This window comes from Rhizobium sp. Root1203, assembly GCF_001424945.1.
GTDB lineage: Bacteria > Pseudomonadota > Alphaproteobacteria > Rhizobiales > Rhizobiaceae > Rhizobium.
Map to the genome: position 1 here is coordinate 89,852 of NZ_LMCW01000045.1, position 16,650 is coordinate 106,501.

Here is a 16,650-nt window from a genome sequence, read left to right on the forward strand (position 1 = left end):
GGGCTTTATGGGCAAGAAACCGGCAAGAGAGCTGAGGACTGACACCAAGGACCGTATCGGCAACGATGCGGCGAGCGGATATGCGCCGCTTCCCGGCATCGCGGACGAGATGGTCGACACCAACGGGGCGATCCGCCCCGTGTGGCAGCGTTTCATCTCCCATCTCAATCGCATTCCGGAAAAGGATCTGACCGAGCGTTTCGCCCGCGCCGAACGCTATCTGCGCGATGCCGGCGTGTTCTACCGCGCCTATGGCAGCACCGGCAGTGCCGAGCGATCCTGGCCACTCTCACACGTTCCCGTGCTGATCGACGAGCGCGAGTGGGAGACGCTGTCGGCGGGCCTCGTTCAGCGCGCCGACCTGCTCGAGGCGATCGTCGCCGACCTCTATGGCGCCAACAGGCTGGTGGAGGAAGGCGTCCTGCCGCCCGCGCTCATCGCCGCCAACCCTGAATTCCAGCGTCCGCTCGTCGGCATCACCCCGGCCGGCGGCCACTACCTTCACTTCTGCGCCTTCGAGATCGGCCGTGGTCCAGACGGCAACTGGTGGGTCCTCGCCGACCGCACCCAGGCACCATCCGGCGCCGGCTTCGCGCTCGAAAACCGTGTGGCGACGACGCGTGCCTTTTCCGACATCTACGCCGAAACCCCGGTCCATCGGCTTGCCTCATTCTTCGGCGCGTTTCGCGACGCCCTGCAGGGCATGAAGCACAGCGGCGACGACCGCATCGCCGTCATGACGCCGGGACCGGCCAACGAAACCTACTACGAACACGCCTATATCGCCCGCTATCTCGGCTTCATGCTGCTCGAAGGCGAGGATCTTGCGGTCGTCAACGGCAAGGTCATGGTGCGCACCGTCGCCGGCCTGAAGCCGATCAGCGTGCTCTGGCGCCGCCTCGATTCGGGCTATGCCGACCCGCTGGAGCTGAACCAGAATTCGCACATTGGCACGCCGGGCCTTGTCGCGGCGTTGCGCGCCGAGAACGTCACCATCGTCAATGCGCTCGGCACCGGTATTCTGGAGACGCGCGCCCTCCTCGCCTTCATGCCGACGATCTGTCGCGAACTCTTCGGCGAGGAGCTGAAGCTGCCTTCGATCGCGACATGGTGGTGCGGCCAGAAGAGCGAGCGCGAGCACGTCGCCGCAAACATCGAGAAGATGGTAATCGGCCCTGCTTATTCCCGTGCGCCGTTCTTCGACGACAACGGCGAATCCGTGCTCGGGTCGTCCCTGCGAGCCAATGCGCGGGACTCGATCGGCGAATGGCTGAATTCCGACGGTCCGAAACTCGTCGGCCAGGAAACGGTGACGCTTTCCACCACGCCGGCCTGGGTCGGCGGCAAGCTGACGCCGCGGCCGATGAGCCTGCGCGTCTTTGCCGCCCGCACCGCCAACGGCTGGCAGATCATGCCGGGCGGCTTTGCCCGCATCGGCGCCGGCGACGATGTCGCGGCAATCGCCATGCAATCGGGTGGGGCTGCAGCCGACGTCTGGATCGTCAGCGACAAGCCGGTGGAGCGCCACACGCTGCTTCCGGCCGAAGGCAGCTTCACCCGCAACATGCCCGGCAGCCTCCCGAGCCGGGCCGCTGACAACCTTTTCTGGCTGGGGCGCTACATCGAGCGGGCCGAAGGCGCATTGCGCATCCTGCGCGCCTGGCACGCCCGCTTCGCAGAAGCCGCCGACCCGAGCCAGCCGCTGCTGGCTGACGTTTCGGAGTATCTTGCCGCAGTCGACATCGACACCGAGGACGCGGTGCCGGAAACCCTGCTGCGCAACATCGACAGCGCCGTCTATTCGGCAAGCAACATCCGCGACCGCTTCTCGCCGGACGGCTGGCTCGCGCTGACCGATCTCGCCAAGACGGCGCGGCGTTTCCACGCGACCGTTTCTCCGGGCGACGACGCCAGCCATGCGATGACGATCCTGCTGCGCAAGCTTGCCGGCTTTGCCGGTCTCGTGCACGAAAACATGTACCGCTTCACCGGCTGGCGCTTCCTGTCGCTCGGCCGCCACATCGAGCGCGCCCTTCACATGACGCGCCTGCTCGGCCACATGTCCGGCACCGACGCCCCCGACGGCGCGCTCGACATGCTGCTGGAGATCGGCGACAGCGTGATGACCCACCGCCGGCGTTACAACGTCAATACGGCGCGCCTGACAGTGACCGATTTGCTGGCGCTCGATCCGCTCAACCCGCGCTCGATCCTGTTCCAGATGAACGAGATCCACCGCGAGGTCGAGCAACTGCCGAACGCGCTCGTCAACGGCCAGATGTCCCCCTTCTACCGCGAGGCCATGCGCCTCCACTCCGGCCTCGCCGTGATGACGCCCGAAGCCATGAGCGACGAGGTCTATCACCGTTTCGAACGCGAGCTGGAGCATCTGTCCGATCTCCTGGCGCAGACCTACCTGGGGTAACGCCGGTGCTCTACGATCTCTCGCTGCACATGGGCTACATCTACGACACGCCGGCCTCGGGCGCGCGCCACATCATGCGGCTCATGCCACTGTCGCTGCCCGATCGCCAGCGCCTGGTCGCCGGCTCGATCAAGGTCTCTCCGACGCCGGACGAGCAGTCGAACTTCGTCGACTTCTTCGAGCATCCGGCAACCGCCTTCATGGTGCGCGCACCGCACGAAAAGCTCGACATCCGCATGCAGGCCCGCGTGCAGGTGGATAGCCATTCGATTGCCGCGGACTTCTCGCCCTTGCTGACGCGCATGCCGGACGAGATCGCAGGCGTCTGGTCGCTGAAGCCGGGATCCCCGCATCATTTCCTCGGCAACAGCCCCCGGCTGACCGAGACGCGGGCGATCTCCGACTACGCGAAACAGGCGCTGGAGCCCTCACGCACCGTCCTGCAGATCGCCGATGCGCTCTGTGCCCGCATCCACAAGGACTTCACCTACGATCCAGACGCCACCAGCGTCGATACCTCACCGCTCGAAGCCTTCCAGCTGAAGCGCGGCGTCTGCCAGGATTTCGCGCACGTCATGATCCTGGCATTGCGAAGCCTCGGTATTCCCGCGGGCTACGTCTCCGGCTTCCTGCGCACCATCCCGCCGCCGGGCAAGGAGCGGCTGGAAGGTGCCGATGCCATGCATGCCTGGGTGCGCGTATGGTGCGGCGCGACGCTCGGCTGGGTCGAACTCGATCCGACCAACAACATCCCCGCCGGCTCCGACCATATCGTCGTCGCCTACGGCCGCGACTATTCGGACGTCGCGCCCGTCATCGGGGTGCTGAAAAGCTACGGCAGCCAGCGCTCCGTTCAGGCCGTGGATGTTATTCCGTTGAAGTAAGCAAACGCCAGGCGCTGCCCCCTATGCGATATCGGCGCCTTTTTACCCTCATAGATAGCGCATCAGCCACAAATCCGCGCAGGAAAGCGACAATTCGTTAGGATTGTAGCGAATCCTTAAATTTGGCTTCAAGACATGCGGCGCAAGAGTGGTTGCATTAATGGGGCAACCAACTCAGGTGAACATGATGCGCACCTCGCATTCGCTGAAGACCAGCATGCTTAATCTATGGAACGATCGCGGCGGCAATTTCGCGATGCTGACTGCAATCGCACTGCCGGTGCTGATCGGTTCGGCCAGCGTGGCGATCGATATTTCCAACGCAGCGCGATCCAAGGGGGAGTTACAGGAAGCATCGGACTCCGCTGCCCTCGCTACGGCATCAGCACTGGCCGACGGCAAGATCAATACTGCTGGCGCCTCCGCGTTTGCCAAGGACTTCGTGGCCGGCCAGATGGCAAACTACTTGGGCGACACAACCGCTCTCAAGGACGCAACGACCGCAAGCGCCACCCAAACTACCTCGGGTAAGGCCACGAGCTACAGCGTCAGCGTTTCATCCTCGTACAACCTTGAGCTGAGCGGTCTCGCGCATGTGCTCGGTTTCACGACCACGACCATCGGCGCATCAAGCCAGACGGCCAGCGGTTACTCCGAGACGCAGGGTTCTGTCTCGATGTTCCTCGCATTGGACAAATCAGGATCGATGGGAGATCCGACCACCACGATCAACGCCTCGCAGCCGACGATAAGCTGCGGAACCACGAAGAAGCCGAAGACGTGCGACAACTACTATACAAAAATTGAAGCGCTAAAACTTGCGGTCGGCAGCATGACGGCGCAGCTGAACACCGCCGATCCTACGCATATCTATGCCCGCACCGGTGCTGTTTCCTACGATCTTGTCGAGTACGCTGCAAGCAAGCTTGCCTGGGGCACCAGCGCCGTCACAAGCTACGTCAACGCACTGGTGGCAGCCAACGGTACGAACTCCAGCGGCGCCATGAACACGGCCTATACGTCCTTGATGGCCAAGAACAGCGCCGGAAACGACAACGAGGATGCACTGCACAAGGCTAAGACTGGACAGACGCCCAAGAAATACATCGTCTTCATGACCGACGGCGATAACAACAACGACAAGAACGGCGGCCGTTCGTACGACACATTGACCAAGGCGACATGCGACACCGCCAAGAACGCCGGTATTGAAATTTACACCGTCGCCTTTATGGCGCCTTCAACCGGCCAGGCGTTGCTGAAATACTGCGCCACGGACGCGTCGCACTACTTCGCTGCGGAAAGCATGAACGATCTGCTCGACGCCTTCAAGAAGATCGGCGCAAAGGCCGCCAACCAGACAACCCGTCTGACAAACTAGCAATGGCATGATTGCCCAAAACGAAAAGCCGCTCCGGAACAAACCGGAGCGGCTTATCGTTGTGTCGTAAATCCTGCCCATCAAAGTCGGAAAACCGATTGAAATCAAGTTCTTTCCGTAGCCGGATGCGAGGCTTCGTCAATTTTCTCGTTTGCACAATTCACTTGTTGCAACTGCGTAATAACGGTGCATAAACTGTGCTTTAGTGCGTGAGACTAATCGATTGAAGCTAGCATAACATACTGAAACCCAATCAGAATTGGCGAGGATTGACGATGAACACCGTTGCGAAGCCGACTATCCCCTCCCCCGCGCCGCGCAGTTCAAAGCCCGACATCCTCGCAGAAGAAATCATCGAACGCCTGACCTACCGCATCGGCAAGGATGCCAAGGTCGCCAAGCCGCACGACTGGCTGACCGCCACCATTCTCGTGGTGCGCGACCGGATCATCGACAAGTGGATGGAATCGACCCGCAAGGTCTATGCGACCGGTGACAAGCGCGTCTATTACCTCTCGCTGGAATTCCTGATCGGCCGCCTGATGCGCGATGCCGTCTCGAACCTCGGCCTCATGGAGCAGGTTCGCGATGCACTCGCTTCGCTCGGCGTCGATGTCGCCGTCATCGCCGGCCTCGAACCGGACGCAGCGCTCGGCAACGGCGGCCTCGGTCGTCTCGCCGCCTGCTTCATGGAAAGCATGGCGACGGTGGAGGTCCCCGCCTATGGCTACGGTATCCGCTATGTGCACGGCCTCTTCCGCCAGCAGCTCGCCGACGGCTGGCAGGTCGAGCTGCCCGAAAGCTGGCTTGCCCACGGCAATCCCTGGGAATTCGAGCGTCGCGAGAGTGCCTACGAAATCGGCTTCGGCGGCACCGTGGACGTCGCCAACAGCGCCGAAGGCGAGCCGCGCTACGTCTGGAAGCCGGCCGAGCGGGTCATTGCCGCCGCCTTCGACACCCCGGTCGTCGGCTGGCGCGGAAACCGCGTCAACACGCTGCGCCTCTGGTCGGCGCAGCCGATCGACCCGATCCTGCTCGCCGCCTTCAATGCCGGCGACCACATTGGTGCCCTGCGCGAAAGCAACAAGGCCGAAAGCCTGACCCGCGTTCTCTATCCTGCGGATGCGACGCCGGCCGGTCAGGAGTTGCGCCTGCGGCAGGAGTTCTTCTTTTCCTCGGCCTCCCTGCAGGACATCCTGCGCCGCCACCTGCAGCAGTACGACGACTTCACCTCGCTTCCGGACAAGGTCGCGATCCAGCTCAACGACACCCATCCGGCCGTGTCCGTGGCCGAACTCATCCGCCTGCTCTGCGACGTGCATGGGCTGGAGTTCGATCAGGCGTGGGATATCACCCGCGGCACGATCGCCTACACCAACCACACGCTTCTGCCGGAAGCGCTGGAAAGCTGGCCTGTCCCGCTCTTCGAGCGGCTGCTGCCGCGCCACATGCAGATCATCTATGCGATCAACGCCAAGGTCCTGCTCGAAGCCCGCAAGAGCAAGAACTTCTCCGACACGGAGATCCGCTCCTTGTCGCTGATCGAGGAAAGCGGCGAGCGCCGCGTGCGCATGGGCAACCTTGCCTTCGTCGGCTCTCATTCGATCAACGGCGTGTCGGCGCTGCACACCGAGCTGATGAAGGTCACAGTGTTTGCCGACTTGCACAAGCTCTATCCCGACCGCATCAACAACAAGACCAACGGCATCACGCCGCGCCGCTGGCTGCAGCAATGTAATCCGGGGCTTACGGGCCTCATCCGCGAGGCGATTGGCGACGACTTTCTGGATGACGCCGAAAAGCTGAAGCCCCTCGACAAGTTCGCGACCGATGCGAGCTTCCAGGATAAGTTTGCCGCCGTTAAGCGGGCCAACAAGGTGGCACTCGCCAATCTTGTCGCCAGCCGCATGGGCGTCAAGATCGACCCGTCGGCGATGTTCGACATCCAGATCAAGCGTATCCACGAATACAAGCGCCAGCTCTTGAACGTCATCGAGGCGGTCGCCCTGTACGACCAGATCCGCTCGCATCCCGAGCTCGATTGGGTGCCCCGCGTCAAGCTTTTCGCGGGCAAGGCAGCGCCGAGCTATCACAACGCCAAGCTGATCATCAAACTGATCAACGATGTTGCCCGCACCATCAACAACGACCCCTCCGTGCGTGGCTTGCTGAAGATCGTCTTCGTGCCGAACTACAACGTCTCGCTGGCGGAAATCATGGTTCCTGCCGCCGACCTGTCCGAGCAGATCTCGACGGCCGGGATGGAGGCATCCGGAACCGGCAACATGAAATTCGGGCTGAACGGTGCGCTCACGATCGGAACGCTCGACGGCGCCAATGTCGAGATGCGCGACAATGTCGGCGACGACAACATCAAGATCTTCGGACTGCGGGCCGACGAGGTGACGAACCTGCGCGCCGACGGCCACAACCCGCGCGCTATCATAGAGAGTTCCCGGGAACTGTCGCAGGCACTGTCGGCCATCAGCTCCGGCGTGTTCTCCCCCGACGACCGCAACCGATACTCGGAGCTGATCGACGGGATCTACGCCCACGACTGGTTCATGGTCGCGGCCGATTTCGACGCCTACGCCCAGGCGCAACGTGAAGTCGACCAGCTGTGGATCGACACGGGTTCGTGGTACCAAAAGACGATCTGCAATACGGCTCGGATGGGCTGGTTCTCGTCCGACCGCACGATACGTCAATACGCCAAGGAAATTTGGAGAGCCGGATGAAGACGCCGAAGGCTGCCCCTGACGTCAAGCTTCCCTGGGAAATTTCGGCAGACGAGATAGCGGCAATCCTCGCCGGTTCGCATTCCAACCCTTTTGCCGTTCTCGGCATTCACAAATCGGGCAACGTCTACGTCGCGCGATGCTTCATTCCGGGCGCCGAGGAAGTGACCGCCATGTCGCTCGACGGCAGCGTCGTCGGCGAATTGACGCTGCAGCATCCGGACGGCTTCTTCGCAGGAACCGTATCCGTGACCAAGCAGCAGCCGGTGCGTTATCGCGCCCGCCGCGGCGATGCGGAATGGGCGGTGACCGATCCCTACAGCTTCGGGCCGGTTCTCGGGCCGATGGACGATTATTATGCGCGAGAAGGTTCGGACCTGCGCCTCTTCGACAAGATGGGCGCGCACTGGATCAGGCATGAGGGCGCGCAGGGCATCCATTTCGCTGTCTGGGCGCCGAATGCACAACGCGTCTCCGTCGTCGGCGATTTCAACAACTGGGATGGTCGCCGCCACGTGATGCGCCTGCGCGCCGGAGCCGGTATCTGGGAGATCTTCGCACCCGACGTCCCGACGGGCGTCGGCTACAAGTTCGAGATCCGCGGCCAGAACGGCGTATTGCTGCCGCTGAAGGCGGACCCCTTCGCAAGGCGCAGCGAATTGCGTCCGAAGACAGCCTCGGTCACCGCGCCCGAATTGCTGCAGGAATGGGAGGATGAAGCCCACCTCAAGCACTGGAGCGAAACCGACAAGCGACGTCAGCCGATCTCGATCTACGAGGTTCACGCCGGCTCCTGGCAGCGCCGCAATGACGGCTCGTTCCTCTCCTGGGACGAAATGGCTTCCAGGCTCATCCCCTACTGTGTCGACATGGGTTTTACCCATATCGAGTTCCTGCCGATCACCGAACACCCCTACGATCCGTCCTGGGGCTACCAGACGACCGGTCTCTATGCGCCCACCGCCCGTTTCGGCGAGCCGGAAGGCTTTGCCCGTTTCGTCAACGGCGCCCACAAGGTCGGCATCGGCGTCATCCTCGACTGGGTACCGGCCCACTTCCCGACCGACGAGCACGGTCTCGGCTGGTTCGACGGCACGGCGCTCTATGAGCACGAGGATCCGCGCAAGGGCTTCCATCCCGACTGGAACACCGCGATCTACAATTTCGGGCGCACCGAGGTCGTTTCCTACCTCGTCAACAACGCGCTCTACTGGTCCGAGAAATTCCATCTCGACGGTCTGCGCGTCGATGCCGTCGCCTCGATGCTCTACCTCGACTATTCCCGCAAGCACGGCGAATGGATCCCGAACGAATACGGCGGCAACGAGAACCTGGAAGCCGTGCGTTTCCTTCAGAGCATGAACACCCGCATCTACGCCGAGCATCCGGGCGTCATGACAATCGCCGAGGAATCCACCTCCTGGCCCAAGGTCTCGCAGCCCGTCCACGAAGGCGGCCTCGGCTTCGGCTTCAAATGGAACATGGGCTTCATGCACGACACGCTGAGCTACATGAGCCGCGAGCCGATTCACCGCAAGCATCACCACAACGAGCTGACTTTCGGCCTGCTCTATGCCTACTCGGAAAATTTCGTGCTGCCGCTTTCGCACGACGAGGTTGTGCACGGAAAAGGCTCGCTGATCGCCAAGATGCCCGGAGACGATTGGCAGAAGTTCGCCAATCTTCGGGCCTACTACGCCTTCATGTGGGGCTACCCCGGCAAGAAACTGCTCTTCATGGGCCAGGAGTTCGCCCAGTGGAGCGAATGGAACGAGGCCGGCTCGCTCGACTGGAACCTCCTGCAGTACCGTATGCACGAAGGCATGCGCCGGCTGGTTCGCGATCTCAACTTTACCTACCGCAGCAAGGCGGCACTGCATGCCCGCGACTGCGAAGGCGAAGGCTTCGAGTGGCTGATTGCCGACGACCACGAAAACTCCGTCCTCGCGTGGTTGCGCAAGGCTCCCGGCGAGAAGCCGATTGCCGTCATCAGCAACCTGACGCCGGTCTATCGCGAGAACTACGCCGTACGCCTGCCGTCGGAGGGCCGCTGGCGGGAAATCCTGAACACGGATGCCGATATCTACGGCGGCAGCGGCAAGGGCAACGGCGGCCGCGTGCAGGCCGTCAACGCCGGCGGCACCATCGCCGCTTCTCTGACCTTGCCGCCGCTGGCGACGATTATGCTTGAACCTGAGACTTGAAGACTGGTGGGAGGAAAGTCATGGTAGAAAAACGCATTCAGCCACTTGCCCGCGATGCAATGGCTTATGTTCTTGCCGGCGGCCGGGGGAGCCGCCTCAAGGAACTCACGGACCGCCGCGCCAAGCCGGCTGTCTATTTCGGCGGCAAATCGCGCATCATCGATTTCGCCCTCTCCAACGCCCTGAATTCCGGTATCCGCCGCATCGGCGTGGCCACCCAATACAAGGCGCACTCGCTGATCCGCCATATGCAGCGCGGCTGGAACTTCTTCCGCCCCGAGCGAAACGAGAGCTTCGACATTCTGCCGGCCTCCCAGCGCGTCTCGGAAACGCAGTGGTACGAAGGCACCGCCGACGCCGTCTACCAGAACATCGACATCATCGAGGATTACGGTGTCGAGTACATGGTTATCCTTGCCGGCGACCACATCTACAAGATGGACTACGAGTACATGCTGCAGCAGCATGTGGATTCCGGCGCCGACGTCACCATCGGTTGCCTGGAAGTGCCGCGCATGGAGGCTGTCGGCTTCGGCGTCATGCATGTCGACAAGACCGACCGGATCATCGACTTCATCGAAAAGCCCGCCAACCCGCCGGGTATCCCCGACAAGCCGGAGTTCGCGCTGGCGTCGATGGGGATCTACGTCTTCCACACGAAATTCCTGATCGAGGCGCTGCGTCGCGATGCTGCCGACCCGAACTCCAGCAAGGACTTCGGCAAGGACATCATCCCCTATATCGTCAAGAACGGTAAGGCGATCGCCCATCGCTTCGCCAACTCCTGCGTCCGCTCCGATTTCGAGCGCGAGCCCTACTGGCGCGACGTCGGAACGATCGACGCCTACTGGCAGGCCAATATCGACCTGACGGCAATCGTTCCGGAACTCGACATCTACGACAAGTCCTGGCCGATCTGGACCTACGCGGAAATCTCGCCGCCCGCAAAATTCGTCCACGACGACGAAGATCGGCGAGGCTCGGCCACGTCGTCCGTCGTTGCCGGTGATTGCATCATCTCCGGTGCGACGCTCAACAACAGCCTCCTGTTTACGGGTGTGCGCGCCAATTCCTATTCCAAGCTGGAGGGCGCCGTCGTTCTGCCGAGCGTGAAGGTCGGTCGGCACGCGCAGCTCCGGAACGTGGTGATCGACCACGGTGTCATCATTCCGGAAGGGCTCATCGTCGGCGAGGATCCGATACTCGACGCGAAGCGGTTCCGGCGAAGCGAAGGCGGCATTTGCCTCATCACGCAGCCCATGATCGACAAGCTGGATTTGTAACAGATGAAAGTTCTTTCGGTTTCGTCCGAAGTCTTCCCGCTGGTCAAGACAGGGGGCCTTGCCGATGTGGCGGGCGCCCTGCCGATCGCGCTGAAGCCCTTCGGGATTGAGATGAAGACACTCATGCCCGGTTATCCCGCGGTCATGAAGCTCATTCGCGATCCTGTCGTCAGGCTGCAGTTCGACGATCTCCTGGGAGAACCCGCGACGGTTCTGGAAGCCAGGCACGAGGGCCTGGATATCCTGGTCCTCGACGCCCCCGCCTACTATGACAGGGCTGGTGGCCCCTATCTCGATTCAACCGGCAAGGACTATCCCGACAACTGGCGCCGCTTCGCAGCCCTTTCGCTGGCCGGCGCCGAGATCGCTGCCGGACTGATGCCGGACTGGCGGCCCGATATCGTGCATGCCCACGACTGGCAGGGTGCGATGACACCGGTCTATATGCGCTACTACCCGACGCCGGAACTGCCGAGCGTTCTGACCATTCACAACATCGCCTTCCAGGGCCAGTTCGGCGCGGAGATTTTTCCCGGCCTGCGGCTTCCGCCACAAGCCTTCTCCGTCGAAGCCATAGAGTATTATGGCCATATCGGCTTCCTCAAGGGCGGATTGCAGACCGCCCATGCAATCACCACCGTCAGTCCTTCCTACGCAGGCGAAATATTGACTGCAGAGTTCGGCATGGGGCTGGAAGGCGTGATCGGCACCCGTATCGATTCTCTGCACGGCATCGTCAACGGCATCGATGACGATGTCTGGAATCCCGCGACCGATCCGGTTGTCCACACCCACTACACCGGAACGTCACTGAAAAACCGGGTGGCAAACCGTGCTGCCATCTGCGAGTTCTTCGGCCTTCACGATGACAATGCACCGATCTTCTGCATCATCAGCCGGCTGACATGGCAAAAAGGCATGGACCTCATCGCCGCCACCGCCGACGAAATCGTTGCGATGGGCGGCAAGCTTGCGATCCTCGGCTCCGGCGATCCGGCCCTGGAAGGCTCGCTGCTGGCCGCAGCCGCCCGCCATCCCGGCCGCATCGGCGTCTCCATCGGCTACAACGAACCGATGTCGCACCTCATGCAGGCCGGCTGCGATGCGATCATCATCCCATCGCGATTCGAGCCCTGCGGCCTCACCCAGCTCTATGGCCTGCGCTACGGATGCGTGCCGATCGTCGCCCACACCGGGGGTCTCGCCGACACCGTGATCGATGCCAATCACGCGGCACTTGCGGCCAAAGTGGCAACGGGCATACAATTCTCGCCGGTGACCGCCTCCGGTCTGTTGCAGGCAATCCGCCGTGCGCTACATCTCTACGCTGATCAAAAAGTCTGGACCCAATTGCAAAAGCAGGGCATGAAATCGGATGTTTCGTGGGAGAAGAGCGCCGAGCGCTATGCTGCCCTCTATTCAAGCCTCGCCCCGAAAGGCAAGTGACAGAAAATGAACAAGTCCGTACCCACTACGCCCTATCAGGATCAGAAACCCGGCACCTCCGGTCTTCGCAAGAAAGTTCCCGTATTCCAGCAGCCGAACTACGCCGAGAACTTCATCCAGTCGATCTTCGATTCGCTGGAAGGCTACCAGGGCAAGTGCCTCGTCATCGGCGGCGACGGACGCTATTACAACCGCGAAGTCATCCAGAAGGCGATCAAGATGGCCGCCGCCAATGGCTTCGGCAAGGTCATCGTCGGCAAGGGCGGCATCCTGTCGACCCCGGCGGCATCCCACATCATTCGCAAATACAAGGCCTTCGGCGGCATCATTCTGTCCGCCAGCCATAATCCCGGCGGTCCGACCGAAGATTTCGGCATCAAGTACAACATCGGCAATGGCGGTCCTGCCCCGGAAAAGATCACCGACGCGATCTACGCCCGCAGCAAGGTGATCGACAGCTACAAGATCGCCGACTTCCCCGACGTCAACCTCGACCGCATCGGCAAGGACGAAATGCCGGGCGGCATGATGCTCGCGGTTCTGGACTCGGTCGAGGACTACACGGCTCTCATGGAAGAGCTCTTCGATTTCGGCGCCATCCGCAACCTCGTGAGCCTCGGCTTCCGCATCGCCTTCGACGCCATGAGTGCCGTTACCGGCCCCTACGCCAAGGAAATCTTCGAAAATCGCCTGGGTGCGCCGTCGGGCTCGGTTCGCAACTTCATGCCGTTGCCTGATTTCGGCGGTCATCACCCGGATCCGAACCCGGTTCACTGCAAGGAACTCTACGACGAGATGATGGGCGACGACGCGCCCGATTTCGGTGCAGCCTCCGACGGCGACGGCGACCGCAACCTCATCATCGGCCGCGGCATCTTCGTCACGCCCTCCGACAGCCTGGCGATCCTGGCTGCAAACGCCCATCTCGCACCCGGTTATTCCGGCGGTCTTGCCGGCATCGCCCGCTCGATGCCGACATCGGGCGCCGCCGACCGCGTCGCAGAAAAACGCGGCATCGGCATGTACGAAACGCCGACCGGCTGGAAATTCTTCGGAAACCTCCTCGACGCCGGGATGGCGACGATCTGCGGCGAGGAAAGTGCCGGCACAGGCTCCAACCATGTCCGCGAAAAGGACGGTCTCTGGGCTGTTCTGCTCTGGCTGAACATCCTTGCCGTACGCGGCGAGAGCGTCCAGGACATCGTCACCCAGCACTGGCAGACCTACGGACGCAACTACTATTCGCGTCACGACTACGAAGGCGTCGACACCGACGCAGCCAACGGCCTGGTGGACAATCTTCGCAGCCAGCTGCCCACGCTGCCAGGCCGGTCTTTCGGCCCGCTGACGGTCGAGGCGGCCGACGATTTCGCCTATCACGATCCGATCGACAAGTCGGTCAGCGAGCACCAGGGCATCCGCGTCCTGTTCGAAGGCGGCTCGCGCGTCGTTTTCCGGCTCTCCGGCACGGGTACGTCGGGAGCCACGCTGCGCGTCTATATCGAGCGCTACGAGGCGGATTCCAGCCGGCACAACATCGAGACCCAGGAAGCGCTTGCCGATCTGATCGCCGCGGCTGAAGCCATTGCCGATATTCGCAGCCGCACCGGGCGCGACGCTCCGTCCGTCATAACCTGACCGGAGCGACATGGCGGCGAAACAATCGGGGCAAGGCGGAGCGGTCATCTTCGAAACCGGCGTCGATTTCGCCGTCTGGTCGCACCATGCCGGACAGATCGAGCTTTGCCTGTTCGACCGGGACGACAAGGAGTTCACCCGACTGCCGATGGCGCGCGGCGATGACCATGTGCATCGCCTCTTCGTCGACGGCCTGAAGGAGGGCGCGCGCTACGGCTATCGCGCCGACGGTATCTACGCCCCCGACAACGGGCTCTGGTTCGATCCCTCGAAGCTGCTCGTCGATCCCTATGCCAAGGAACTCGACCGGCCGTTCCATCACGACCCGCTGCTCGGCACCTTTGGCGCCGACACCCGGCATCTCATGCCGAAGGCAATCGTGACCCGCGATGTCTACGCGAAGCCCCAAAGGCCGCTCTTCCGGCCGGGAGGCTTCATCTACGAAGTTGCTGTCAAACCCTTCACGATGCTGCATCCCGAGGTGCCGAAGGCACAGCGGGGCACCGTCGCGGCACTCGCCCACCCATCCGTCATCGCACATCTGAAACGGATCGGCGTCGATGCCGTCGAACTGATGCCTGTGACCGCCTGGATCGACGAGCGCCACCTGCCCCCGCTTGGCCTGAGCAACGGCTGGGGCTACAACCCCGTCGCCTTCATGGCACTCGATCCGCGTATCGTTCCCGGCGGCATGGTGGAACTGCGCGAGACGGTTGCCAGGCTTCGCGCCGAAGGTATCGGTGTCATCCTCGATCTGGTCTTCAACCATACCGGCGAAAGCGATCGCTACGGCACCACGCTGTCGCTGCGCGGCCTCGACAATCTCTCCTTTTATCGTCACCTGCCCGGTCGTCCGGGCGAACTCGTCAACGACACCGGCACCGGCAACACGGTTGCCTGCGATCATCCATATGTCAGGCAGCTGATTATCGACAGCCTCCGCCATTTCGTGCTTGGCGCGGGCATCGACGGCTTCCGCTTCGATCTGGCGCCGGTCCTTGGCCGCACCGCCGGCGGCTTCGAGGCGCATGGCGAAACGCTGGCGGCCATTCTCGCCGACGACGTGCTCGCCGACCGCGTCGTGATTGCCGAACCCTGGGACATCGGCCCGGGCGGCTACCAGCTGGGCAACTTTCCGGAGCCTTTCCTGGAGTGGAACGACCGCGTGCGCGACGATCTGCGCTGCTACTGGCGCGGCGACGCTTACAAGACCGGGCCGCTCGCCTCCGCCCTCGCCGGCTCCTCGGATGTCTTTTCGCGCAACGGCGGCGTCTCGACACGCAGCGTCAATTTCCTCGCTGCCCACGACGGCTTCACGCTCAACGACCTCGTCTCCTACGGCGGCAAGCACAATGAGGCGAACGGCGAGGAGAACCGCGACGGTCACAACGAGAACCACTCGTGGAACAACGGCGTCGAGGGCGCAACCCGCTATCCCGACATCGTCAGAAAACGCCGCGACGACGTGGAGGCCCTGCTGTCGACGCTCTTTGTCACCCGCGGCAGCGTCATGCTCACGGCAGGCGACGAAGGCGGCCGCACCCAGCGCGGGAACAACAATGCCTATTGCCAGGACAACGATATCACCTGGCTCGACTGGGGAGCGCTCGATGACGAGTTGATCGCTCATGCAGCGTTCGTATCGGCACTGCGCAAACGCTTCGACGTGTTTTCGCAAGCCTCGTTCTTCTCTGGAAACGGCGACGTCGAATGGATTTCGCCATCCGGCCAGCCGATGACGGTGTCCGACTGGGAGACCCCCGATTTCGCGACGCTTGGCATGCTTCTCTCGACTGTCGACGGCAGCAATCGCAGGAAGGCGCGGCTCGCAGTCCTTTTCAATCGCTCCTGGACCAGTCAGGCATTCTTGCTGCCCGGGGAGCCTGCATCCTGGCGTCGGCTCACCGCCGGCGGGACTGAGAAAATCGAGACGCAGGTCATCGTGCCGCAACGCTCCGTCGTATTCTATCTCGAAACCTAGCCCGCTTCATGGTTGCAACAAAATCCTTGTCGCAATCGTCACAAAGCCGTTGTAAGGCTTTGAACAGCAGCCTTTTCATGAGGAATCAATGGTCAAGGAAATCTCGCTCGCGGACGTACGTGGGCTGATCGGCACTGAAACCGGCCTCTCGGACTGGATTGTCGTCGACCAGACCATGATCGACGCGTTTGCCCATGCGACGGACGATCATCAGTTCATCCATGTCGACCCGGTGCGCGCTGCGGGAAGCCCTTTCGGCGGCACGATCGCTCATGGCTTCCTGACGCTGTCGCTGCTGTCGACCATGAATTTCAATTGCCTGCCCAGGGTGCGCGAGCAGACGATGGGCATCAATTACGGCTTCGACACCGTGCGCTTCGTCGCCCCCGTCAAGGCAGGCGCGCGCATCCGCGGTCACTTCATCCTCGCCGAAGCCCGCTTTCGCGGCGCCGGCATGCTGATGACGACCTACGACGTTTCGATCGAGATCGAAAACGAGAGAAAGCCGGCGCTGACGGCAAAATGGATCACGATCATCCAGTTCGACCCGAAGGACCGGCCGGAAAACGTCTGAGGCCAGGCTTTTCCGCGGTCAAGATTCCGTTTCGAAATCGATCCCATGACGGATGATGCGCCGGTCGCCGGGCGCGTCGACACGACATCGCCAGGC

The 16,650-nt window shown here is 62.2% G+C and carries 10 protein-coding genes; all 10 read left to right on the plus strand.

Going from position 1 to position 16,650, the window contains the following annotated elements; translation table 11 throughout:
* The first annotated feature begins 7 nt into the window (after positions 1-7).
* On the plus strand, positions 8-2,425 hold the full coding sequence (locus ASC97_RS26925; protein WP_057471398.1) for a circularly permuted type 2 ATP-grasp protein: 2,418 nt from the start codon (positions 8-10) through the stop codon (positions 2,423-2,425).
* 5 nt (positions 2,426-2,430) lie between these two features.
* Positions 2,431-3,309 (plus strand): transglutaminase family protein, encoded by an 879-nt coding sequence (locus ASC97_RS26930; protein ID WP_244481608.1) that lies wholly within the window; start codon positions 2,431-2,433, stop codon positions 3,307-3,309.
* 160 nt (positions 3,310-3,469) lie between these two features.
* Positions 3,470-4,690 (plus strand): pilus assembly protein TadG-related protein, encoded by a 1,221-nt coding sequence (locus ASC97_RS26935; RefSeq protein ID WP_443216784.1) that lies wholly within the window; start codon positions 3,470-3,472, stop codon positions 4,688-4,690.
* A 275-nt stretch (positions 4,691-4,965) separates the two neighbouring features.
* Entirely contained in the window at positions 4,966-7,428 is a 2,463-nt protein-coding gene (locus ASC97_RS26940) for a glycogen/starch/alpha-glucan phosphorylase (protein WP_057471400.1), read from the plus strand.
* The gene (gene glgB / locus ASC97_RS26945; protein ID WP_057471401.1) at positions 7,425-9,632 is read left to right on the plus strand and encodes a 1,4-alpha-glucan branching protein GlgB; all 2,208 of its coding nucleotides are present in this window, start codon (positions 7,425-7,427) and stop codon (positions 9,630-9,632) included. Before ASC97_RS26940 ends, glgB begins: the two co-directional genes overlap by 4 nt.
* Positions 9,633-9,652: 20 nt before the next feature.
* Entirely contained in the window at positions 9,653-10,915 is a 1,263-nt protein-coding gene (gene glgC, locus ASC97_RS26950) for a glucose-1-phosphate adenylyltransferase (protein ID WP_057471402.1), read from the plus strand.
* A gap of 3 nt (positions 10,916-10,918) precedes the next feature.
* Positions 10,919-12,361 (plus strand): glycogen synthase GlgA, encoded by a 1,443-nt coding sequence (gene glgA, locus ASC97_RS26955; protein ID WP_057471403.1) that lies wholly within the window; start codon positions 10,919-10,921, stop codon positions 12,359-12,361.
* A gap of 6 nt (positions 12,362-12,367) precedes the next feature.
* Positions 12,368-13,999, plus strand: a complete 1,632-nt coding sequence (locus tag ASC97_RS26960) for an alpha-D-glucose phosphate-specific phosphoglucomutase (RefSeq protein ID WP_057471404.1) — start codon at positions 12,368-12,370, stop codon at positions 13,997-13,999.
* Between the two features lie 10 nt (positions 14,000-14,009).
* The gene (glgX, locus tag ASC97_RS26965) at positions 14,010-15,980 is read left to right on the plus strand and encodes a glycogen debranching protein GlgX (protein ID WP_057471405.1); all 1,971 of its coding nucleotides are present in this window, start codon (positions 14,010-14,012) and stop codon (positions 15,978-15,980) included.
* A gap of 88 nt (positions 15,981-16,068) precedes the next feature.
* The gene (locus ASC97_RS26970; RefSeq protein WP_057471406.1) at positions 16,069-16,554 is read left to right on the plus strand and encodes a MaoC family dehydratase; all 486 of its coding nucleotides are present in this window, start codon (positions 16,069-16,071) and stop codon (positions 16,552-16,554) included.
* Positions 16,555-16,650: the final 96 nt, after the last annotated feature.

Coding starts and splice junctions, on each gene's coding strand:
- ASC97_RS26925 (WP_057471398.1), top strand. CDS start 8: ATGGGCAAGAAACCGGCAAGAGAGCTGAGGACTGACACCAAGGACCGT.
- ASC97_RS26935 (WP_443216784.1), top strand. CDS start 3,470: ATGGGGCAACCAACTCAGGTGAACATGATGCGCACCTCGCATTCGCTG.
- ASC97_RS26940 (WP_057471400.1), top strand. CDS start 4,966: ATGAACACCGTTGCGAAGCCGACTATCCCCTCCCCCGCGCCGCGCAGT.
- glgB (WP_057471401.1), top strand. CDS start 7,425: ATGAAGACGCCGAAGGCTGCCCCTGACGTCAAGCTTCCCTGGGAAATT.
- glgC (WP_057471402.1), top strand. CDS start 9,653: ATGGTAGAAAAACGCATTCAGCCACTTGCCCGCGATGCAATGGCTTAT.
- glgA (WP_057471403.1), top strand. CDS start 10,919: ATGAAAGTTCTTTCGGTTTCGTCCGAAGTCTTCCCGCTGGTCAAGACA.
- ASC97_RS26960 (WP_057471404.1), top strand. CDS start 12,368: ATGAACAAGTCCGTACCCACTACGCCCTATCAGGATCAGAAACCCGGC.
- glgX (WP_057471405.1), top strand. CDS start 14,010: ATGGCGGCGAAACAATCGGGGCAAGGCGGAGCGGTCATCTTCGAAACC.
- ASC97_RS26970 (WP_057471406.1), top strand. CDS start 16,069: ATGGTCAAGGAAATCTCGCTCGCGGACGTACGTGGGCTGATCGGCACT.